19 protein-coding genes and 2 tRNA genes are annotated in these 20,965 nt (G+C 60.8%); 9 read left to right on the top strand and 12 right to left on the bottom strand.

What is annotated here, in order from left to right; all coding sequences use genetic code 11:
* Window positions 1–43: 43 nt before the first annotated feature.
* Window positions 44–583 carry a hypothetical protein gene (locus AC1Z36_RS00095; protein ID WP_105658783.1) on the top strand — a complete coding sequence of 180 codons (540 nt, stop codon included), beginning with the start codon at window positions 44–46 and terminating at the stop codon, window positions 581–583.
* A gap of 83 nt (window positions 584–666) precedes the next feature.
* On the opposite strand, the gene AC1Z36_RS00100 is transcribed toward AC1Z36_RS00095, so the two are convergent.
* Window positions 667–1,347, bottom strand: a complete 681-nt coding sequence (locus tag AC1Z36_RS00100; RefSeq protein ID WP_105658784.1) for a response regulator transcription factor — start codon at window positions 1,345–1,347, stop codon at window positions 667–669.
* Window positions 1,344–2,558: a sensor histidine kinase gene (locus tag AC1Z36_RS00105; protein WP_388024205.1), complete on the bottom strand. Its 1,215-nt coding sequence runs from the start codon at window positions 2,556–2,558 to the stop codon at window positions 1,344–1,346. Before AC1Z36_RS00105 ends, AC1Z36_RS00100 begins: the two co-directional genes overlap by 4 nt.
* Before the next feature lie 227 nt (window positions 2,559–2,785).
* Between AC1Z36_RS00105 and phoU the strand changes: the two genes are divergently transcribed.
* Window positions 2,786–3,439, top strand: coding sequence for a phosphate signaling complex protein PhoU (phoU, locus tag AC1Z36_RS00110; protein WP_105658785.1), 654 nt, complete (start codon window positions 2,786–2,788; stop codon window positions 3,437–3,439).
* Window positions 3,440–3,865: 426 nt separating this feature from the next.
* Here the strand turns inward: phoU and AC1Z36_RS00115 are convergent, their stop codons facing one another.
* From AC1Z36_RS00115 to AC1Z36_RS00130, 4 genes are all read right to left on the bottom strand, one after another.
* Window positions 3,866–4,168 carry a DUF4193 domain-containing protein gene (locus AC1Z36_RS00115; RefSeq protein WP_038993831.1) on the bottom strand — a complete coding sequence of 101 codons (303 nt, stop codon included), beginning with the start codon at window positions 4,166–4,168 and terminating at the stop codon, window positions 3,866–3,868.
* A 198-nt stretch (window positions 4,169–4,366) separates the two neighbouring features.
* Entirely contained in the window at window positions 4,367–5,113 is a 747-nt protein-coding gene (locus tag AC1Z36_RS00120) for a phosphoglyceromutase (RefSeq protein ID WP_105658786.1), read from the bottom strand.
* A 128-nt stretch (window positions 5,114–5,241) separates the two neighbouring features.
* The gene (locus AC1Z36_RS00125) at window positions 5,242–5,559 is read right to left on the bottom strand and encodes a DUF2516 family protein (protein WP_105658787.1); all 318 of its coding nucleotides are present in this window, start codon (window positions 5,557–5,559) and stop codon (window positions 5,242–5,244) included.
* Window positions 5,560–5,629: 70 nt separating this feature from the next.
* Entirely contained in the window at window positions 5,630–6,787 is a 1,158-nt protein-coding gene (locus tag AC1Z36_RS00130; protein ID WP_105658788.1) for a trans-sulfuration enzyme family protein, read from the bottom strand.
* A gap of 147 nt (window positions 6,788–6,934) precedes the next feature.
* Between AC1Z36_RS00130 and tmk the strand changes: the two genes are divergently transcribed.
* The 5 genes from tmk to AC1Z36_RS00155 all read left to right on the top strand — a co-directional run bounded on the left by tmk (window position 6,935) and on the right by AC1Z36_RS00155 (window position 11,476).
* A complete protein-coding gene (gene tmk / locus AC1Z36_RS00135) occupies window positions 6,935–7,588 on the top strand; it encodes a dTMP kinase (protein WP_105658789.1) in 654 nt (217 codons plus the stop codon).
* Window positions 7,585–8,739, top strand: coding sequence for a DNA polymerase III subunit delta' (locus tag AC1Z36_RS00140; RefSeq protein WP_105658790.1), 1,155 nt, complete (start codon window positions 7,585–7,587; stop codon window positions 8,737–8,739). Before tmk ends, AC1Z36_RS00140 begins: the two co-directional genes overlap by 4 nt.
* A 23-nt stretch (window positions 8,740–8,762) precedes the next feature.
* Window positions 8,763–10,298: an alpha/beta hydrolase gene (locus AC1Z36_RS00145; protein ID WP_286134375.1), complete on the top strand. Its 1,536-nt coding sequence runs from the start codon at window positions 8,763–8,765 to the stop codon at window positions 10,296–10,298.
* 82 nt (window positions 10,299–10,380) lie between these two features.
* Window positions 10,381–10,452, top strand: a tRNA-Thr gene (locus AC1Z36_RS00150).
* Between the two features lie 271 nt (window positions 10,453–10,723).
* Window positions 10,724–11,476 (top strand): YqjF family protein, encoded by a 753-nt coding sequence (locus AC1Z36_RS00155; protein WP_105658792.1) that lies wholly within the window; start codon window positions 10,724–10,726, stop codon window positions 11,474–11,476.
* A gap of 79 nt (window positions 11,477–11,555) precedes the next feature.
* Here the strand turns inward: AC1Z36_RS00155 and AC1Z36_RS00160 are convergent, their stop codons facing one another.
* The 5 genes from AC1Z36_RS00160 to AC1Z36_RS00180 form a co-directional block, all read right to left on the bottom strand.
* Entirely contained in the window at window positions 11,556–12,398 is an 843-nt protein-coding gene (locus AC1Z36_RS00160; protein ID WP_105658793.1) for an aldo/keto reductase, read from the bottom strand.
* A 68-nt stretch (window positions 12,399–12,466) separates the two neighbouring features.
* Window positions 12,467–12,916 carry a hypothetical protein gene (locus AC1Z36_RS00165; RefSeq protein WP_105658794.1) on the bottom strand — a complete coding sequence of 150 codons (450 nt, stop codon included), beginning with the start codon at window positions 12,914–12,916 and terminating at the stop codon, window positions 12,467–12,469.
* Between the two features lie 153 nt (window positions 12,917–13,069).
* Window positions 13,070–13,261, bottom strand: a complete 192-nt coding sequence (locus AC1Z36_RS00170; protein ID WP_105658795.1) for a YbdD/YjiX family protein — start codon at window positions 13,259–13,261, stop codon at window positions 13,070–13,072.
* Window positions 13,262–13,263: 2 nt separating this feature from the next.
* The gene (locus AC1Z36_RS00175; RefSeq protein WP_388024215.1) at window positions 13,264–15,498 is read right to left on the bottom strand and encodes a carbon starvation CstA family protein; all 2,235 of its coding nucleotides are present in this window, start codon (window positions 15,496–15,498) and stop codon (window positions 13,264–13,266) included.
* Between the two features lie 109 nt (window positions 15,499–15,607).
* Entirely contained in the window at window positions 15,608–16,585 is a 978-nt protein-coding gene (locus tag AC1Z36_RS00180; RefSeq protein WP_402741807.1) for an NAD(P)H-quinone oxidoreductase, read from the bottom strand.
* Window positions 16,586–16,647: 62 nt separating this feature from the next.
* Here AC1Z36_RS00180 and AC1Z36_RS00185 point away from each other — a divergent pair.
* Window positions 16,648–16,735 (top strand) — tRNA-Ser (locus tag AC1Z36_RS00185).
* Window positions 16,736–16,784: 49 nt separating this feature from the next.
* Here AC1Z36_RS00185 and AC1Z36_RS00190 read toward each other — a convergent pair.
* A complete protein-coding gene (locus tag AC1Z36_RS00190; RefSeq protein WP_105658798.1) occupies window positions 16,785–18,800 on the bottom strand; it encodes an FAD/NAD(P)-binding protein in 2,016 nt (671 codons plus the stop codon).
* Window positions 18,801–18,856: 56 nt separating this feature from the next.
* Between AC1Z36_RS00190 and AC1Z36_RS00195 the strand changes: the two genes are divergently transcribed.
* A complete protein-coding gene (locus tag AC1Z36_RS00195) occupies window positions 18,857–20,944 on the top strand; it encodes a prolyl oligopeptidase family serine peptidase (RefSeq protein WP_105658845.1) in 2,088 nt (695 codons plus the stop codon).
* Window positions 20,945–20,965 lie beyond the last annotated feature (21 nt).

The raw sequence follows: 20,965 nt of genomic DNA on the forward strand, positions 1-20,965 counted from the left end.
ACGAACCGAAGCAACTCATTTTTCTCACCGAGGAGTTAGTGTCGTGATCACCGCACGCATGACCGCTGGACGTCGCATTGCCGCGTCCCTCGCTGTGGCTGCCCTGGCATTCGGTGTCACCAGCTGTGGCGCCATCAACGAGCAGGCCACCAACACCGACTACGCCGCCAGCGATGGCGTCAACGTCGATGTCGCAGACGCAAAGGTCCGCAACCTGATGTTCGTCACCAACAGCGACGACACTGAAGCCCGCCTGATCGGCTCCGTAGTCAACGCCGGCGATTCCGCGCTGACCCTGTCGGTCAAGGCTGACAACGCAGCACCTGTCTCCATCCAGGTTCCTGCAGACGGCACCATCAAGCTTGAAGAAGACAAGAACCAGCAGATCATCAAGAACATGGGCATCGCAGCTGGCGAACACGCCGACTCGGTCTTCACCGTTGCCGGTGAGAACGTGGAATTCAGCGTTCCAGTTGTCGATGGCACCCTGGCTGAATACCGCGACTTCGTACCAGGCGGTGCTGACCAGTCGGTTACCGAGCACCTGATTCCAGAAGAGACCCACTCCACTTCGGGCCACTAAGCTTCGCGCAAGACAAAACAAGAGCCTCTGGCAGAATCGAAAGATTCTGCCCGAGGCTCTTGCCGTATCCGGGCTCTTTGGCTTTAGACCACGAACTTGTAGCCCAGCCCGCGCACGGTCACCAGGCGTTCGGGCACCGCCGGGTCGACCTCGATCTTGGAGCGCAGGCGCTTGACGTGCACATCCAAAGTCTTGGTGTCCCCCACGTAGTCGCTGCCCCAGACGCGGTCAATCAGCTGGCCTCGGGTGAGCACTCGACCGGCGTTGCGCAACAGCATTTCCAGCAGCTCGAATTCCTTCAGCGGCATGGATACCTCGGTGTTGTCGACCGAGACCACGTGGCGTTCCACGTCCATTCGCACCGGACCGGCGGTGACCACATTGCTGATCAGTTCTTCGCCTTCGCCCTGGCGGCGCAGCACAGCACGGATGCGGGCCAGCAATTCGCGGGAGGAGTACGGCTTGGTGACGTAGTCGTCGGCGCCGAGCTCCAGGCCGACGACCTTATCGATCTCCGAGTCCTTTGCGGTGAGCATGATGACCGGGACCTGGCTGTTCAGGCGGATCTGGCGGATCACTTCGGTTCCGGGCTGGCCCGGGAGCATCAGATCCAGCAGCACCAGGTCTGCGCCATGGCGTTCGAACTCGGTCACGGCCTTCAGACCGTCGTCGGCGATCCGGACTTCGAAACCTTCGCGTTCCAGCAGGTAGGACAGCGGGTCAGAGAGCGATTCCTCGTCCTCAACGATCAATATGCGGGTCATCGGCGTCCTCCTTCACGATCGGACGCATTCGTCTCGATCGTTCGTTCCTTCATCGTCTGGCCGGCAAGCACATTGCTGGTCGCCGGTTCTTCGTCCGCTAGGGGAAGTCTTAGGGTAAATGTGGATCCGTGGCCCGGCTGCGACCACAGCGACACTTCGCCGCCGTGGTTGGCCAGCACGTGCTTGACGATGCTCAGCCCCAGGCCGGTGCCCCCGGTCTGCCTCGAACGTGCGGAGTCCACGCGGTAGAAGCGCTCGAAAACGCGTTCCTGCTCTTCGGCCGAAATCCCGGGTCCCTGGTCGGTGACCGAGATCTGCGCATAGCCATCACGCTGCCGGATGCCCACGCCTACCGTGGTGTTCTCCGGGGAGTAGCGGATGGCATTATCGATCAGGTTGCGGATCGCAGTCATCAGCAGGTCCGCATCGCCCAGGATCGGCTCCTCGAGATGTCCGCCTACGGTGATGGCGATGCCCTTTTCCTCGGCAATCAGGTGGCTGCGGTCAACTGCCTCGGCCACGACGCTGTCGATATTCACTTCCTGGCCCTGCACGATGGCATCGGATGCCTGCAGGCGGGAGAGCTCGATAATGTCCTGGACCAGGGCGGCCAGGCGCCGCGATTCCTTGTCCATCCGGGTGGAGAAGCGGCGTACCGCCTTGGGGTCATCGGCAGCCTCGGTAATGGCCTCGGCCAGCAGGCCGATCGCGCCGACCGGAGTCTTCAGCTCGTGGGAAACGTTGGCCACGAAGTCGTTGCGCATCGCTTCGGTACGGGTGATTTCGGTACGGTCGTCGGCCAGCAGGAGAATGTACTCGTCGCCCAGCGGTGCCACGCGCACATGGACAATCAGCTGCCCGGCACCCAGCGTGGAGCGTTGCAGCTCGTACTGGCTTTCGGCAATCACGCCGTCGGCGCGAACCTGCCGCACCAGCGAGAGCAGTTCGTTGTGGACGAGCGTGTGTCCTCGCACCAGTCCGTAGGCGTAGGAAGCGGGGTTGGCCCGGACCACCCCGTCGACGTCATCAAGGATCACGAAGGCGCGTCCAATGACCGACAGGACGGCGGCGGCTCCCTCGGGGAGCACGGGTTCGTCGACCTGCGGCAGCTTCGAGGAGCGGTTCTGGGAAAGCCGGAAGGCGATGACGCCAACGATCCCCAGAGCCAGGCCGAGGACGCCGGCTATAAGAGTCGAGATCACTTCGTTCACATCTTTAGACTAGCTTCACCTTTGGGTGGCACCGGCCCTAAATGACGTGATTTAGTCGATTTCGGCGCGCTGTTCACCAAACGTTCACCTTTCGTGGCATATTCGTTAATCACCCGCTGACAAGCTGGAGCAAGACCCTCCACCATGCCACAAAACTGTTTCGGGGCGGTTGGCTGCCACGGCAGTCCACCATCCGGCATGGATACCGACACTCGAAAGGAACTGCTGTGCGTAAGGTATTTCAAGCAGACCTGCAGCAAATTGGCGAAGAACTCATTGAGATGGCCAACCAGGTCGCAACCGCAATGGATCGAGCTTGGGATTCGCTAGCCAACGTCGACGTCGAGCTGGCCCAGGAAGTCATCGCAGCGGACGCGAAGATCGACTTCCTGCAGAACCAGCTCGATGAGCGCGCTATCGATACCTTGGCTTTGCAGGGACCGGTAGCCAGCGATCTGCGCATGATCGTCGGTTCGCTGCGCATGAGTGCTTCGCTGGAGCGCATGGGCGACTTGGCACGCCACTTGGCGCAGCTGGCCCGCCTGCGCTTCCCCAACCCGGCAATCCCAGCCAGGATTTCCGACACCTTTGCCCAGATGGCAAAGATCGATATTGACATCGCCAAGGCCGTTGCGCGTTTGCTCGACACCCGCGATCTGCAGATCGCTACCGAAATTATCGAGCTGAACCACCAGCTGGATCGCTTGCACTCCAGCGTCTTCACCCTGGTCGCGGCCGACGACTGGGATGCCAATGCACCCACCACCGTGGACGTATCGCTGACCAGCCGCTACCTTGAGCGCTTCGGCGATCATGGTGTGTCCGTAGCTCGCAAGGTCACCTATCTGGTGACCGGCGAATGGGACCCCACCGAGATCTAGGTCCGCGGACCTAAGATATAAGGCTGCGCCTTGGCGCCTGCCATCCGGTACCACCGGATGGCAGGCGCCATTTTTGCTCTCCAGCTCATTCAGCACTGAAACTGGGTGTCCGGGGTCCGGGAAGCCTTCGCATCGCGGCGCGAACTGGGTACCGCGCCCGCGGCCCGCGGCCCCGTTGGCATGGCAGTGCTGCGCCTCGTCCGGCCATGCAGCTCCACGCGCTCCCGGTGAGCGCACATCCAGCCATTGCCCCGGCAGGATGCCAGCGGACGCACGACGCAGCGCTGGGCAGCCCAGGGACCGTCGTTGGAGTCCGGTCCCATCCGGGGAATCCAGCCCGTTAAACCAGCAGAGGGCAGTCCACCGATCGGTGGACTGCCCTCGCAGGTTGTTGGCGCGCAAGTGGCGCCAGCGTCTAGCGGGCTTCTAGCCTTCGCACTCGACGCAGAAGCCTACATTGCCCTCTTCGCGCACCAGCTGCGAACGGTGGCGAATCAAGAAGCACGAGCCGCAAATGAACTCGTCGTCTTTCTGCGGAATGACCGTAACGGTCAATTCCTCGTTGGATAGATCCGCACCTGGCAGATCCATGCCATCGGTGTGGTCGGTCTCGTCGAGCTCGCGCACCACCGACTTGGCGTCCGGTGCGTTTGCGGACTTCACCGCATCCAGAGAAGCCTTACGTGCCTCAGCAACGTCTGGGCGGACTTCATCGTAATCAGTTGCCACGAATTGCATTCCTAACGTGAGCCATTGAGCCTATTCGAAATAGGAGATTACAGCATACTAATGCCAAAAATACAATCGTGCGCAGTTGTTTCGCTCACAGCCGGACGCTTGGCGTTACCTCGGCGTTAACAAGCGGACGGCGGCATCGCGAACTACTGGCGAGTAGCCAGCAGCCTCGATGCCGCCGAAAAGCGTATCCTACTTGCGGCCTTGGTTGGCAACGGCCTTGATGGCGTCCGCAGCGGCTGCTGGATCCAGGTAGGTTCCGCCCTTGGTGATTGGCTGGAAGTTGTCATCCAGCTCATACACCAGCGGGATGCCGGTTGGGATGTTCAGGCCAGCAATGTCTTCATCGCTGATGCCATCCAGATGCTTGACCAGCGCACGCAGCGAATTGCCGTGGGCGGTGACCATGACGGTCTTGCCTGCCGACAGGTCAGCCTTGATGTTGTTCTCCCAGTAGGGAAGCATGCGATCCAGCACGTCCTTGAGGCACTCGGTGCGTGGGGCGGAGTCGCCCAACGCCGCATAGCGCTCGTCGTTGATCTGGCTGAACTCCGAGGAATCATCCAGTGCTGGTGGCGGGGTGTCGTAGCTGCGACGCCATTCCATGAACTGCTCTTCACCGAACTCGGCCAAGGTCTGCGCCTTGTCCTTGCCCTGCAGCGCACCATAGTGGCGCTCGTTCAGGCGCCAGTCGCGGTTCACCGGGATCCACGAACGGCCAGCGGCTTCCAGGGCCAGGTTCGCGGTAACAATGGCGCGGGTCAGCAAGGAGGTGTGAAGCACCTCCGGCTTGTAGCCAGCTTCGGTCAGCAGCTGGCCGCCGCGGGCAGCTTCAGCACGGCCCTTCTCGGTCAGCGATACGTCGTACCAACCGGTGAACAGGTTCTTTTCGTTCCATTCGCTCTGTCCGTGGCGAAGCAAAATCAAAGTGTGGCTCATGTAATCCATCCTAACCAATGCGCAAGCCTGCTCGTGCGAAAGTTAAGGCCCGTGATTAAAGTGCGAAGACCTGCAGTCCGCCAAGATGCGGATGCAGGTCTTCGGGAAAACTTGGTGCCTTGGCACGCCTAGTAGTTGTACCAGCCGCCGCCCTTGCCGCTGACGGCAGGCTTGACGTCCGCGAGGTACACGCAGGCGATGCAGGCGCCGATCAGCTGCAGGAAGCCGATTCCGCCCTGGCTGAAGATGCCAAGCAGTGCCACGGCGGTGCTGGCGACGGTCAGTCCAAGCCAGAACCCCTTGGTGCGCTTGCCTTCCTGGGCGAAACGATCTGCGCCATGGCGCAGGCAATCAACCAAAGCCCAGACGGCGAGCGCAACGATGACAATGCTCAAAGCGATCATCATGTAGTACTCGATTATTTGGGCCATGCGCAACATGTTCATGCTTGTACTCTACCTTTTTGGCGCAAATGATGGGCGCTGTGCCACGCGCGGAAATCAGCGCCCGCGGGCATCAAAGCCGGTCCAGCGCTTGCTGCAGATCGGCCCAGAGGTCTTCCACCTCTTCAATGCCTACTGACAGTCGGATCAGGCTGGCCGGGACGCTGGCCGGCTCCGAAGCGTGGCGGGCCCGGCGCTCAGCCAGGGATTCCACGCCTCCAAGCGAGGTGGCGCCGGTGATGAGCTGGAAGGCTTCCAGTACCCGGTCCGCTTCTTCGGCGGTGCTTCCCGCTTCAAAGGCGATCACCGATCCGAACCCGCCCATGAGGTCCGCGGCGCGCGCGTGGCCCGGGTCGTTGGGCAGTCCCGGGTAGCGTACGGCCTGCACCTTGGGATGTGCCGCGAGGCGTTCTGCCAGCACCTGGCTGTTTGACTGCGAACGCTGAAGGCGCACGGCCATGGTGCGCACCCCGCGTAATGCGAGGAAGGTATCCATCGGGCCGGCGATCGCGCCATGCAAGGTCCGGTACCCATGCAGGCGGCTGTGGAGCTGCTCGTCGCTGGTGACCAGCGCGCCCATGATCACGTCCGAGTGGCCCGACAGGTACTTGGTCACCGAGTGAACTACAAGGTCGGCACCGTGGACCAGCGGCTGCTGGAGCAGTGGGGTGGCAAAGGTGTTATCCACGATGCTCACGACGTTCTTCGCTTTGGCGGCAGCCAGCAGGGTCGGCAGGTCGGCGACTTCCAGCATCGGGTTGGTTGGCGATTCCACCCAGAGCACATCGGCCCCCTCCAAGGCAGCGAGCACTTCTTCGGTGTTGGCAATATCCACCGGGCGAATGCACAGCCGTCCCGCCTCTTGCAGCTCTGCGCTCAACGCCAGCGAACCGTTATAGGAATGCTGCGGCATCACCAGCACGCCGGCCTCTGGCACGATGCTCAGTGCGGCGGCAATAGCTGCCATGCCCGAGGAGAACACCAGGGCAGGCAGCGTTGCCGCTTCGAGCTGGCCCAGTACTTCTTCAAACGGATCCCAGGTCGGATTGGAGAAGCGCGCATATACGCGTTCACCCGGCACCGCCTGGCCTTTGGAGTGGTAGGTCGAGGTGAAGGTCACCGGGTGGTTGACTGGAGCATCGTACCCATGGGCCGGACGCCCACCGGCAACGAGCAAAGTTTTCGGATCCCAGGCCGGATTGGCGCCTGATTCTGCGGTGCGGGGGTTCATGGAAAAAACTCTACGCTTCCTTTGACGCTGCCAGCCGGTGGATTTCACTACATTTCATCTGACTGATCCACCACACTGGGTGCATTTTCGTTGCACATCCTGCCGTTGCAACGCACATCTTTAAATGTCCTTGGATAGGCTAGTGGGGTGAGTATCGAATCGAGTACCCCAACCCGTGGCTTGTTCATCGTTTTTGAAGGCGGTGACGGCGCTGGGAAGTCCACGCAGGTCGCCCTGGCCCAGCAGTGGCTGGAGTCCCGTGGCGCCAAGGTCACCACTACCCGTGAGCCAGGCGGAACCCAGATCAGCGAAGAGCTGCGTTCCTTGGTGCTCGAACACGGCCACGGCGAGATCGATGCCCGTACCGAGGCCCTGATTTACTCGGCGGCGCGTGCCGCCCATGTCCAGCAGGTCATCTCCCCCGCGCTGGATACCGGAACCCACATCATCTGCGACCGATTCGTTGATTCCTCACTGGCTTACCAGGGCATGGGCCGCGCCCTCGGCTTTGATGCCGTCGCATCGATCAACGACTTCGCAACCGGCGGACTGAAGCCGGATGCCACCATCATTCTTGATATCTCCGCCGCACAGGGACGTGCCCGGCGCATTGCGGCCAGCGGCGGCGTGGAGGATTCGGATCGCTTGGAATCCGAGCCGGATGATTTCCATGAACGCATCCGCAACGCCTTCCTCGACTTGGCGGCCCGTGATCCGCAACGCTATCTGGTCCTGGATGCCACCGCCAGCGTGGAGCAGCTGCACCAGTCGGTTGCGCAGCATTTGGCAGGCTTGCTGTGACCCGGCCGGTCTTCGCAGAACTTGCCGGGCAGGAACGTGTCATTGCCACGTTGACCGCTGAGGTTGATCGCGGCAACCCGACGCATGCCTGGCTGGTCACCGGTCCCCCGGGTTCGGGCCGTACCACTGCGGCGCGGGCTTTCGCGGCAGCTTTGCAGTGCACCCAGGCCCCGGCCGGCTGCGGGCAGTGCGCCAACTGCAAAATGGTCATGAATTCGGAGCACCCGGATGTGTCCTTCGTATCCACCGACAAATTCGAGTACCAGATCGCTGACGTCCGCCATCTGATTACCCGTGCACAGGAAAGTGCTGGCACCGGCCGCTGGCGCATCATCATCATCGAAGATGCCGACCGCATGTCCGAGCGCAGCACCAACGTGCTGCTCAAGGCCATTGAAGAACCTCCCGCCAAGATGATCTGGATCCTGAGCGCCCCGTCTCCTGCAGATGTTCTGGTGACCATTCGTTCACGGTGCCGCGCGGTAAATCTCTCCGTGCCGGCCACCCAGGATGTTGCGGATCTTCTGGTGCGCCGTGACGGGCTGGAACCGGAACAGGCGCTGTTCGCTGCCCGTGTCTCGCAGTCCCACATTGGCGTAGCCCGTTTGCTGGCCCGTGACGAGCAAGCACGCATCCAGCGTGAAAAAGTCGTTACCCTGCCGTTGCGCACCACCACCTTGCCGCAGGCGATGGCCGCTGCCGCAAAAATTTCCAAACTGGCCAGCGAGCGTGCCGAGAACATTACCGGCACCGATCTGCAGAACAAGATTGCCCAGCTGCGCCACGCCAACGGCTTGGGTCCAGAGGAGAACATCCCCGCTGGATTGCGTGGACAGTTCAAGGCGCTGGAGGATGATGCCAAGCGATTCGCTCGGCGTGCGGCTTTCGATGCCTTGGACCGTACCCTGACAGACCTGACCACATTCTTCCGCGATGTTTTGAGCATCCAGCTGAATACCGGAATTGAGCTGATCAACGAGCACCTGCGCGAGAAGCTCGAACGTTTCGCAGCGGAACAGTCCAGCGAGAAGTCCTTGGCCCAGCTTGATGCCATCAATGAAACGCGCAGCCGCTTGGCTGCCAACGTCAACCAGCTCATGGCCCTGGAAGCACTCATGACCCGTTTGCTGCCGCAGCCGGGACGCCGTTAACCCATCACAAGGAGACACTAAAAGTGCCTGCACGCTCACCGATGATGCGCTTGGCCGCAGTGGGGACCGCTCTGGCTTTGACCCTGGCCGGCTGCTCTTCCACTACAGCGGATTCGCAGTCCGGCGCATCGGATGCGTCGCAGTCCGCGCCCAACGCCAGTACGCCGCAAGGATTGGAATCCTTCTACAGCCAAGACCTCGATTGGGAAGAATGCGGCAGCATCATCGAATGCGCCACCATAGAGGTTCCGCTGGACTATGCCGATCCCGAAGGCGAGAGCATTGATCTGGCGTTGAACCGCCGCGCAGTGGACGGAGCGACAGGCAATCTGCTGGTAAACCCCGGCGGCCCAGGCGGATCCGGCCTGGATCTGGTGGCGTCCTCGGTACTAGGCATGTTCAGCGCTGACCTGCAGCGCGCCTACAACGTCATCGGATTCGATCCGCGAGGCGTGGGAGAAAGCTCCCCGGTCACCTGCCAAAGCGGTGCCGAGACCGATGAGGGACGCCAGGAAAACCTGCGGGCTTGGGTTCCTGAAGACCAGGACGAAATTGTCGAGGATACCGAGGACTACGCAGCTGACTGCGCGTCCAATACCGGCAATCTCCTAGGCCACGTCGATACCGTTTCGGCAGCGAAGGACATGGACGTGATCCGTGCTGTGCTCGGTGATGCACAGCTGGACTACCTCGGTTTCTCCTATGGAACCTTCCTCGGAGCAACCTACGCTGATTTGTTCCCTCGGAATGTGGGTCGCTTCGTACTCGATGGCGCCATGGATCCAACCAGCACAGCTTCGGACCTCACTTTGGCCCAGGCAGTTGGCTTCGAGAAGGAGATCGACGCGTGGCTCGCCAATTGCCTTGAAAGCGGTGAGTGCCCGTTCACTGGAACCGTTGAAGAGGCCAAGGTGCAGCTGCAGCAGTTCTTTGCGCAGGTGGAGAACGAACCAATGACTGCCAGCGACGGGCGTGCAGTGCCGATCATCGACTTCATCAACGGCTTCATCTTGCCGCTGTATGACGATTCCAGCTGGCCCATTTTGACCGATGCGATGAACGCTGCCGTCAACGACGCGGATGTGGATATGATCCTCGGCTTCGCGGATCTCTCGGCGGACCGCGAGGGCGACGGCACGTATGCATCGAATTCCACCGATGCTTTCACCGCCATCAATTGCCTGGACCGTCCAATGGACGCCAGTCCAGAAGCGATGCAGGCCGAAGCAACAGAGTTGATGCGTGCGGCCCCGACCTTGGGCAAGTATCTCGCCTACGGCGGCATCACCTGCGAGGCCTGGGACCACGACGCCACTGGCAAGCCTGAGGTCCTCGACGCGGAAGGCTCGAATGAGATCCTCGTCATTGGCACCGTCGGCGATCCAGCTACCCCCTACGCATGGTCTGAGGCATTGGCGCAGCAGCTGGATAACGCGACCCTGCTGACCTATGAAGGCCATGGCCACACCGCATATGGACGCTCCAATGAATGCATTACCAAAGCGGTGGATGAGTACCTGATTGACGGCAAAGTCCCCGAAGCCGGCACCCGGTGCTGATTGGGCTTGATGATGTCGTCGCCGTTTTGACGTTCAGACAATTCCTCGGATAAAGTGACGTGGTGCCTGTTTGCAGGTACAGGCCTCCTTAGCTCAGGGGTAGAGCAGCTCCCTCGTAAAGAGCAGGTCGCCGGTTCAAATCCGGCAGGGGGCTCGTTGTGAAGAAAACCCCGGAATCGCGCTTGCCGCATGATTCCGGGGTTTTCGCAATTTTCAATGGATTTTCATGACTGGTCCCGGGGTCTTCGATTCCCACGCAGTCCATTCTTATCCCGCATCTTGCCCAACGGCGCTTTTGGATATTCAATTAGGCCAGAGCCGGCAAACGATTCTTCACTCCGCGATCAGCAGATCATCGATCCTGGTTCGCGACCGGCAATAGCGGTATAAGCCTTCGACAGCAATTTCCAAGGAATTCCAAACTGATGCAATCCTTGCAGTACTCCCCTGAACCGCCATCGCTAGGCGGCAACGCGATCATGCGCCAACGGTGGAGCGAAGTAGCGTTCCTGCATTGGCGGGTTAGCCCGGATGAGGTGGCGCCGTACATGCCCGAAGGATGCCGGCCAGATATTGTCGCCGGCAGCGCTTGGGTGGGCCTCGTCGCTTTCCAGATGTCGCGCAGTGCGTTCTTCTCCGGTCCTGCGATTCCGTGGTTGGGTGACTTCCCGGAGATCAATGTGCGCCTCTATTCCGTTGACAATCAAGGACGCCGCGCAGTGGTATTCCTGAGCCTTGAAGCATCACGCCTGCTACCTGTGCTCATGGCGCGGGCAGTCTTCGGGTTGAAGTACCAGTGGTCGTCCATGAAAATCCTGAAGAAGGCCGGCACGATCAGCTATGCAACACGGCGCATCGGAAATCCGAGCGCACGTTCCCGCATCGTCGTGCGTCCGGTAGAAGCTTCTGCCAGTGCCGATCCAATTACCCCGGGTTCGCAGACCGCCATCGCGCTATCGGCACAGTGGGCGTTCCACCAGCGGCATCTTGGGCGCACCTTGCACTGCCGGAACCACCATGAACCGTGGCCGCTGCAACCTGCACAACTCGTTGAATTCGACGATGGCCTGCTGCGTGCCGCCGGTTTCGCCACTCTCGCTGATCGAGCTCCTGACTCGGTTCTGTACGCCGAAGGCGTCGATACGCTGTTCGCTGCACCAACCGTACTGGACTGCTAGAGGCCAGGCACAAGGCAGTTGCGGCAGAAGGCTCCCGGTTTCGGAAGAAACCGGGAGCCTTCTGTTCTGCCTAGCTTTTTTACTCGAAGTCGGCGGTTGCCGGGTCAGCCGAGATACGGCCTTCCGCTCCGCGGTCCAGGGTAGCGATGGCAGCCAGATCTTCTTCGTCCAGCTTCACGTTCAGCGATTCGAAGTTCTCGACGATGCGCGATTCGGTGGTCGACTTCGGGATGACCACGTTGCCTACCGCCAGGTGCCACGCGATGACTACCTGTGCCACCGATGCTTCATGCTTCTTGGCGATCTCCACCAGCGCTGGGTCGCTGAGCAGTTCGCCGCCGTGGCCCAGCGGGGACCAGGACTGGTGCAGGATGCCGTGCTCGGCCTCGTAGGCGCGCAGCTCGCCCTGCGGGAAGTACGGATGGGTTTCGACCTGGTTGATCACCGGGCGGACGCCGGTTTCGGTGTAGAGCTTTTCCAGTGCTTCCTTGGTGAAGTTGCAAACGCCGATGGACTTGGCCTTGCCGTCCTTCTGCAACTGGATCAGTGCCTTCCAGGTGTCCACGTAGGTGCCGCGCTTGGGCTGCAGCCAGTGGATCAGGTACAGGTCGACGTATTCCAGGCCGAGCCGTTCCAGCGAGGCATCCGCTGCGGCGAGGGTCTTCTCGAAACCCTGGTCCGAGTTCCAGACCTTGGTGGTGATGAAGAGGTCTTCGCGTGGCACGGTGCTGGCTGCAACTGCGCGGCCGACGCCAGCTTCGTTGCCATAGATGCGTGCGGTGTCGATGTGGCGGTAGCCGGCGTCGATGGCCTGGCCAACGACTGCTTCCGCGTCCTCGTCGGCGACCTTCCAGACGCCGTAGCCAAGCTGGTCGATGGTGTTTCCGTCAAGGAACTTCAGTTCAGGAATTGTTTGGGTCATGCAACTAATTTAGTCCACTGATGCGCCCTGCGCGGTGGAACACCACGCGAGCGATCGGGAAAACCCAATTATTCGCTGGAAGCGAGCAATTGCACGGCCCGGCTGACGTCTTCTTTCACCAGCATGGCACGATGGCGCACGGCTTCGATATCGATCGGCTTGCCGGCTTCGGCCTGCATGCGCATCATCGCTACGACCTGTGCGGTCGTCGCCAAATCGTTGGCGGCCTTAGTCAGCGAACGATGCGCCGCAGAGGTCAGCTGCGGGATCGTGTCGTCATTGCTCGGGGTGATCCGATGCGCCGCACAGCAAAGCTGGCGCACGGTCGGCAACAGCACAGCCATCTCATTGGCTTCTCGGACCAGCTGGTTGTAAACCTGGTCATCGTTGATGCCGTCTACCACCTGGAAGACCCGGTCCAATGACCGCTGGAAACGGTCATGGGCGCGACGCCAGACGCCCTCGCCAAGTTCGCGAGCAGCAGCACGCTCAGCGCGCAGTCGTGAAAAGAACGCCATTACACTTCTCTGCCGGTGGTTTCCGATGAATTACTGGTTCTAGCCTACCGGGATCACCGCAGTGTTCCCGGCAGCGGGGTCGACATAAAACGAAACCGGCCGCGAGCCCCATCCGCTTTCGCCAATGGTTCTCACGGCCGGTACCAGTCGCGTTCAGCAGCAACGCCCTTCAGGATTCTTTTCCTGCCAGTCGGTGTAGTCCTTCCAGAATTCGCGCTCGGTCATTGGCTTGGAGCCAGGATGATTGCGTTCATGGTGTTCCAGGTAGTGCTGGTACTTGTCGGCCCCGAGCACCCCGTCGACAAACTTCTTGGCTTGCCCCAGGCGTTCCAACAGCGTCGCCATGGCTAGTGGCCGCCTCGCTGGACTTGGGCTTCGGCAGGGATTTGCTTCCAAGCCTTCTCAAGTTCCTTTTCGGCAGGCGACGAGATCAAGCCGGCGGGTGCGTACATCTTCGATGGCACGGCAGGATCCTCGGTGCTGTTGCCACCACCGCTCTGCTTGGCCTTGGCGGTTGCGACAACCGCCGAAACCAGCACGATGGCGGTCAGCACCAGGAAGACCACGGACAGCCAGCCCTGGACACCGGTGTTGCGGACCACGGCCTCCATGGCTTCGACGCTGCCCGCCGAGCCGAGGGAAGTCTCGCCATTGGCCAGAGCTTCCTTGTAGGCGTTGTGGTTGGCGAAGTAGCCCACCTTGGTATCTGCGGAGAAGATCTTCTGCCAGCTCGCGACGAAGGTGATCACCACGGTGAAGGCCAGCGGCAGAGCCACGACCCACAGGTACTTGAAGTTGTTCTGCTTGGCGATGATGGTCATCACCACGGCCAGCGCTATCGCAGCCAGCAGCTGATTGGCGATGCCGAACAGCGGGAAGAAGGTGTTGATGCCGCCCAGGGGATCTGTCACGCCGAGGATCAGGATGTAGCCCCAGCCGGCAACCATGATCAACGTGCACAGCCACACGCCCGGACGCCACGAGGTGTCCTTGAACTTCGGGAAGAAGTTGCCGATGGTGTCCTGCAGCATGAAGCGCGCAACACGGGTACCGGCGTCAACCGCGGTCAGGATGAACAGTGCCTCGAACATGATCGCGAAGTGGTACCAGAAGCCCATCATCGCGGTGCCGCCGAACCACTGGTGCATGATGTGCGCAATGCCCACAGCCAGGGTCGGAGCGCCACCGGTACGCGAGACAACCGAGCTCTCGCCCACGTTATTGGCAAGTTCGGTCAGCTGGTTTGGATCCAGGCTAACGCCGGCCAAACCCAGCGAGTTCACGAATGCCGCCGCGGTTTCCACCGTGCCACCGGTAGCGGCAGCCGAGGAGTTCATCGCGAAGTAGATGCCGCGGTCGATGGAAATCGCTGCAACCAGCGCCATGATGGCGACCATGGACTCCATGAGCATGCCGCCGTAGCCCAGGAAGCGGGTTTGCTTTTCCTTCTCGACCAGCTTCGGGGTGGTGCCCGAGGCGATCAGTGCGTGGAAGCCCGACAGCGCACCGCAGGCAATGGTCACGAACAGGAATGGGAAGATGTGCCCGGCAACGACCGGGCCATCGGCACGGCCAGCGAACTCGGAGAAGGCCGGAACATCGATTTCCGGGCGGACGACGATGATCGCCACGGCCAGCAGGCCGATGACGCCGATCTTCATGAAAGTCGACAGGTAGTCGCGAGGAGCCAGCAGCAGCCATACCGGGAGCACCGCGGCGATGATGCCGTAGATGATGATGGCCCAGGCGATGGTGGTGCGATCCAGGTGGAAGAACTCGGCACCCCACGCAGACTCGGCAATCCAGCGGCCGGAGATGATCGCGAACATCAGCAGCACGAAGCCGATGATGGAGATTTCCAGGACCTTGCCCGGGCGGATGAACCGCAGGTAGATGCCCATGAACAAGGCGATAGGGATGGTCAGGCCCACCGAGTAGACACCCCAAGCGGACTCGCCCAGTGCGTTGACGACCACCAGCGCCAAGATGGCGGTAATGATGATCATGATAGCCAGGGTGGCGATCAGGGCAGCGGTGCCGCCGATCAGGCCCAGCTCTTCGCGGGCCATCTGGCCCAGCGAGCGTCCGCCACGGCGCATGGAGAAGAACATGACGAGATAGTCCTGGACCGCCCCGGCCAGCACCACGCCCACGATAATCCAGATGGTGCCTGGCAAATAGCCCATCTGCGCTGCGAGGATCGGTCCAACCAGCGGACCGGCGCCTGCGATGGCGGCGAAGTGGTGGCCGAAGAGCACGCGGCGATCGGTGGGAACGAAGTCACGGCCGTTATTGACCGATTCGGCCGGGGTGGCCCGGAAATCATCCGGTTTGGCGATCTTGCGCTCGATGAACTTCGAGTAGAAGCGGTAGGCAATCAGGTAGGTCGCAACAGCGGCGAAGACGAACCAGATGGCATTGATGGTTTCCCCGCGCGAGAAGGCGAGAATCGACCATGCGATTCCGCCGACCAGCGCGATGGCAACCCAGATGGCGATCTTGGCGGGGGTCCAACGCTTTTCTTCGCGTTCGGCAACCTCAGGATCGACACCCGCTGGTGGCAAGGTATTTTGGGTACTCAAATCGAGCAACCTCCTAGGAACAGTGCAAGTGATGTGCGCGACCAGCGGTTATTAGGCTAGTCACGCATTAATGACTACTGAGTCACCTTACAACTGGTTTCCCGCTGCTTTAAACCTCTATGACAACTTTTCCCGTATGTTCACCGGAATCGAAGTATTCGTGGGCAGCGGCCAGCTCCGGGAATCCAAAGGCCTTGGTGACGTTCAGTGCCAGTTTCCCCTGTTCCAGCAGCGGCATCACGCGGGTAATGGTCTGGCGAACGATCTCCGCCTTCTCATGCAGCGGGCGGGAACGCAAAGTTGTGCCGATGATCCGCGCCCGCTTGCTCATCAGCAGGCCCAAGTTCAGTTCTCCCTTGGCTCCGCCTTGCAGTCCGATGACTACCATCCGTCCGCCGACGGCGAGCGCCTTGACGTTCTCCCCCAGGTATTTGGCGCCCACGACATCCAGGATCAGATCCACGCCCCTGGCGTCGGTCAGTTCCTTGACGCGTGCAGAAAAGTCCTCTTCCCGGTAGTTGATTCCCTCGTCGGCGCCGAGGGCACGGCAGTAGTCCAATTTCTCTGCCGAGGAAGCGGTGACGATGACGCGGGCGCCAGCGGCCTTGGCGAGCTGTATGGCCATGGAGCCGATGCCGCCGGCTCCGCCATGGATCAACAGCGTCTGGTCTTGGCCTAGTCCGCCTTCGATGAAGAGGTTGGAGACCACGGTGGCGGCGACTTCCGGCAACCCGGCGGCTTCGATGCTCGAAACCGTTCCAGGGATTTCGATGAGCAGTTCTGCCGGAACATTGACGTACTGCGCATACCCGCCAGCAGCGAGCAGGGCGGCAACTCGCGCTCCCGGTTTCCATCCGCTGACGCCATCGCCGATCTCCACGATGCTGCCCGAGACTTCCAGCCCGGGGATATCGCTGGCTCCGCGAGGTGGCGGATACACTCCCTTGCGCTGCTGCACATCCGCGCGGTTCAGTCCGAAGGCCTCGACCTTGACCAGCACTTCCCCAGCTGCGGGGACCGGCATTGGCCGTTGGACCAGTTCAAGGACTTCTGGCCCACCGGCACGGTTGTAGATATAGGCGTTCATAACGTCGTTCATGGCCTTCAATTCCTTTCAACAGGGGTTCATGCCGTATACTTTTTCGGGTTGGATGGTTGTCCGAGCGGCCGAAGGAGCTGGTCTTGAAAACCAGTAGGCGGCAACCCCGTCTCATGGGTTCAAATCCCATACCATCCGCGCTTTTCGAGTTTGGCGGGCTGATCCTTGGATCAGCCCGCCAAACTGCTTAATACTGCTCCGCGCTTAATCTTTCGTTGGCGATCAGCCCCGCCAGGCGAGCCACTTCGTTCACTACGTTGGCTGCGTCTTGCAAGGTTCGGGCCGCGGGGTGGCGCAGGTCGCCCGCTTGCGCGGCAATAGCGGTCCCCCACTGCGCTGATGACAATTGCAATCCCAGCACGAATAGCCCGCGGTGCGCCAGCCCATCGCTGTTGACCAGACGGTATGGTTCACCGACCACGTCGAAACCGGATCCAGGCAGGCTTTCGCCTTCCGTGTTCTTCCAAGTGTGCACGCGCGCTACGTGATCTCCCAAGAGCTGCTTTATCAGCGCCGCGTTATTTTGCAGCACGCGGTTACTGGGCATCATCGCTTCGCACATGGTCTTCGCAGTGTGCACCTCCGCATCTACCCAGGGCGAGGATGCGGTGAATTGCTCGGAAACCTCGTCGAAGCCGAACTCCGGGTCCGGACCAAGGAAGGTTACTATCCCGGCGCGCGAGAGCGCCAGCAGCTGTTCAATGCGTTCGAGCGGCGGGCCTGAGGACAGTCCTTCGACCAGTGGTTCGAAGTGCGCTTGGATTTCTTCAATGCGCGACTGCTCGTCGATCACGCCGGAAGCAATCAGCTCCTTGACCAGCATGCGTCCGGCATTCATCGTCATGATGGCGCATGACAACGGGTCTTCTAGCCCGCCGGTGCTGTGCCGGGCATTGCCCACGAGGTAGTCGCGTACTGCCTGCTGGTATTGCTCATCGGAGCTGAACCCGAGTTCTTCAAATGGCCTTGCCAGCTTTGGCACATCGAGCCACTGCAACTGCGGGAACTGCCCGACGAACTTGCGCAGTTCGCTAAGCCACACTTGGCTTCCTTCATGGTGCTCCGCAGAGAGGATCGCGTCGAGCTGATCAACGAATTCTCGCTCATCGAGGCCTTCCGGGGCACCATGCGCGCGAGCGCAGGTGCTGTAGTAGGCGAACAAGATGTCCCGGTGCAGTTTGGGCCAAATATGGCGTGAGAACACCAAGGAGGAGGCAGGGTTGGTGGCGCGTGCTTCGGCAAGGCGCCCGATGAGTTCCGGAACGTCGAAGTAGCGTAGTTCAATTTCATCAGGAATGAACTGCTCCACTACTGGCTTGCCCCAGTAGGGGGTACCGCGGCGCGAAGCTACGATCAGTGCCGGCTCCCGGCCTGAGCCGATGTACTGCAGGCGATGCCCCGGCTCGGTGCTGGCCTCACGGAAAATCCCGCCGCGGCCTGCCGTCAGCTCGACCATGCCGTCAAAGAAATTCAAGCCCAACCCGCGGATCAACGCAGGCTGGCCTTCCTTGAACTGGGAGTAGTCGAGGTCCGCTGGAACATTCGGTGGCAGGTAGGTGGCCCCGGCTTGGGAGGCAGCTTCCTTGAGCTGCTTCTGCCATGGGTTCAGTTCTGCCGGCTGGTGGCCCAAGGCCAGCACCACAGCGTCAGCGGCCAGCTGACGGGTTTCGGCACCCTCCAGGTTACTGCGGAAATCGATCTGATAGGCGTTGCCGACGGGGCGGACCGCAACGACTTCTGCGGCTACATGTTCGATGCTGAAATTCTCGTGGGTGGCAAGTATCGCTGCGCTGCGCTCATACACGTGCTCGAGGTACTCGCCATAGATTGCGCGTGACGGATAGGAGCCGGGTTCAATTCGCCCGATCAGCTTGGCATGCTCATCGGTGAGCTTGCGTCCATCGCCGCGCAGTGCGACGAACTGGCGAAAGCTCAACCCCGGTTCATCGCCCAACCGTTCGGGGGCCACTGTCGGAAATGATGACGGGGTGTTCATCAGGAAATGCTCCGACTGTTTCGGGTTCCACACGTGGCCGGAGCCCGGAGGGAACGGATCAAAGACCGTAACTTTCAGAACGGTGCCTTGGGCCGGGAGTTTCAACGCCAAGTTAGCGAGTCTTTCAACCACGCTCGTGCCGCGTGGGCCTGCCCCGACAAGGGCCAGGCTGAACTCGTTCTTTGGTGTTGCTATCTCGCTGTTCACTCCTCTAGGTTATTACCTTTGGAACAGGGCATGGGCCAGACGCATAGACTATGGCCATGACTGAGCATGATTCTGAGGTTGCAAGCGCTGATCCGTATTCCTGGCTTGAAGGAATTCACGACGAAACGGCACTCGAATGGGTGCGGGATCAGACCCAGCGTACCGAGTCCGAGCTGTACGACGACTCGTTCCATGCCACTGCGGAGCGGATCAAAACGGTCCTGGATGCCCAAGACCGCATTCCCATGGTGACCAAGCGTGGCGATCACTACTACAACTTCTGGCGCGATTCCGCCCATCGTCTTGGACTTTGGCGTCGCACCACTTGGAATTCCTACCTCAGCGACGACCCGCAGTGGGAAATCCTATTGGATCTTGACCTGCATGCGCAGCTGGAAGGCCACGAATGGCATTTCGCTGGTTCAGCACTCCTGCGTCCAGCGGCCGGTGGCGCCTACCAGCGGGCCCTGCTTCGCTTGAGTCCTGACGGCGGCGACCAGGTGCGCATTCGCGAATTCGATCTGACCTCCAAGAGCTTCGTTGCCGGCGGTTTCGACGTTCCCGTCGCGAAGACCCAAGCCTCGTGGATTGACCACGATACCTTGCTTGTCGGTTCCGCCAGCAGCGAGCAGTTCACGACCCGTTCGACCTACGCGAATACCCTGCGAAGGCTCAGCCGCGGCATGGAGATCGAAGAAGCGCCAATTCTCTTCCAAGTCGATAGAGAACATGTCGCAGCCTTCGGCTACTTCGATTCGACTCCGGGATTCGAACGCGTGGTCACCACTGATGCCATCGACTTCTACAATTCCAATGCCGGTGTCCTCATCGACGGGGAACACCATCTGATCGATGTTCCAACCGATGTGCAGGTCAGCCTGCACCGGCAGTGGGTCATCTTTGCTCCCCAAACCAATTGGGAACACCAGGGCCAGAAGATCGCTGCGGGTTCATTGGCTATCGCCCGGCTGGATAGATTCCTCGAGTCCGGCAGCATCGAGAAGGTTCTCTTCGTCCCGGATGCGCACACTGCGCTGGAATCACTGAGCTTTACCGCCAATTATCTGCTGCTCACCGTATTGTGTGATGTGGCTTCGCAAGTGCGCATTATTGATCTCGCAGATCATTTCAGCCAGTCGGACATGCCACTGAAGGATCCAATGCTCAGCGTCTCGGTGGGAGCCGTTGATGATGAGGACCCGGAGCATGGCGATGACTATTGGATGACCATCACCGGATTCATTACCCCTACTACCTTGTTGCGCGGCACAGTTGGTTCGGCAGCAAAGGTCGTGAAGAAATCGCCGGATCGCTTTGATGCCGGTGGTTTTGAAGTCACCCAGCATTTTGCGTCCTCTGCGGACGGCACCAGGGTTCCATATTTCCAAGTCGCGGCATCCGACCTGGTCCACGATGGGAAGAACCCGGTGCTGATGGACGGCTACGGCGGTTTCCAGCACAGCATGACTCCTGGCTATGCAGCCGCCATGGGCACCGGTTGGTTATCGCAGCGTACCGTTGAGGGCCGCAAACCGGTATACGTCATGGCCAACATTCGCGGTGGTGGCGAGTACGGGCCGGATTGGCATCGTGCTGCCCTGCGTGAAAAGCGCCATCGTGCCTACGAGGATTTCGCAGCCATCGCCCAGGACCTGGTGGCTCGCCGGGTGACGTCCCGCGCGCATTTGGCCGCGACAGGGCGTTCTAACGGCGGGTTGCTCATGGGCAATATGATCTCTGGCTACCCGCACTTGTTCGGAGCAATTTCCTGCGGCGTCCCGCTATTGGACATGCAGCGCTACACGCAGCTAGCTGCCGGCCATTCCTGGATTGCCGAGTACGGCGACCCGCAGGTTCCCGGGGACTGGGACTTCCTGCGGACTTTCTCCCCCGTGCATCGACTCACCGACCAGCCTCATCCAGCCAATGACTATCCGGCCTCGTTGATTTGGACCACGACTTCTGATGACCGTGTCGGCCCTTCGCAGGCACGCATCATGGCAGCCAAAATGATGGATCTGGGCATTGCCAATGTGCGGTACCACGAGCCACAGGGCGGTGGCCATGCCGGGTCAACGGATAACGAGTCAACCGCCAAAATGCTGGCCACCAGCTACGAATTCCTGTGGCGACAGGTGCGTTAGCTCTCTCGTTTTGGAACACGC

It is taken from the genome of Glutamicibacter sp. BS14 (assembly GCF_056934375.1).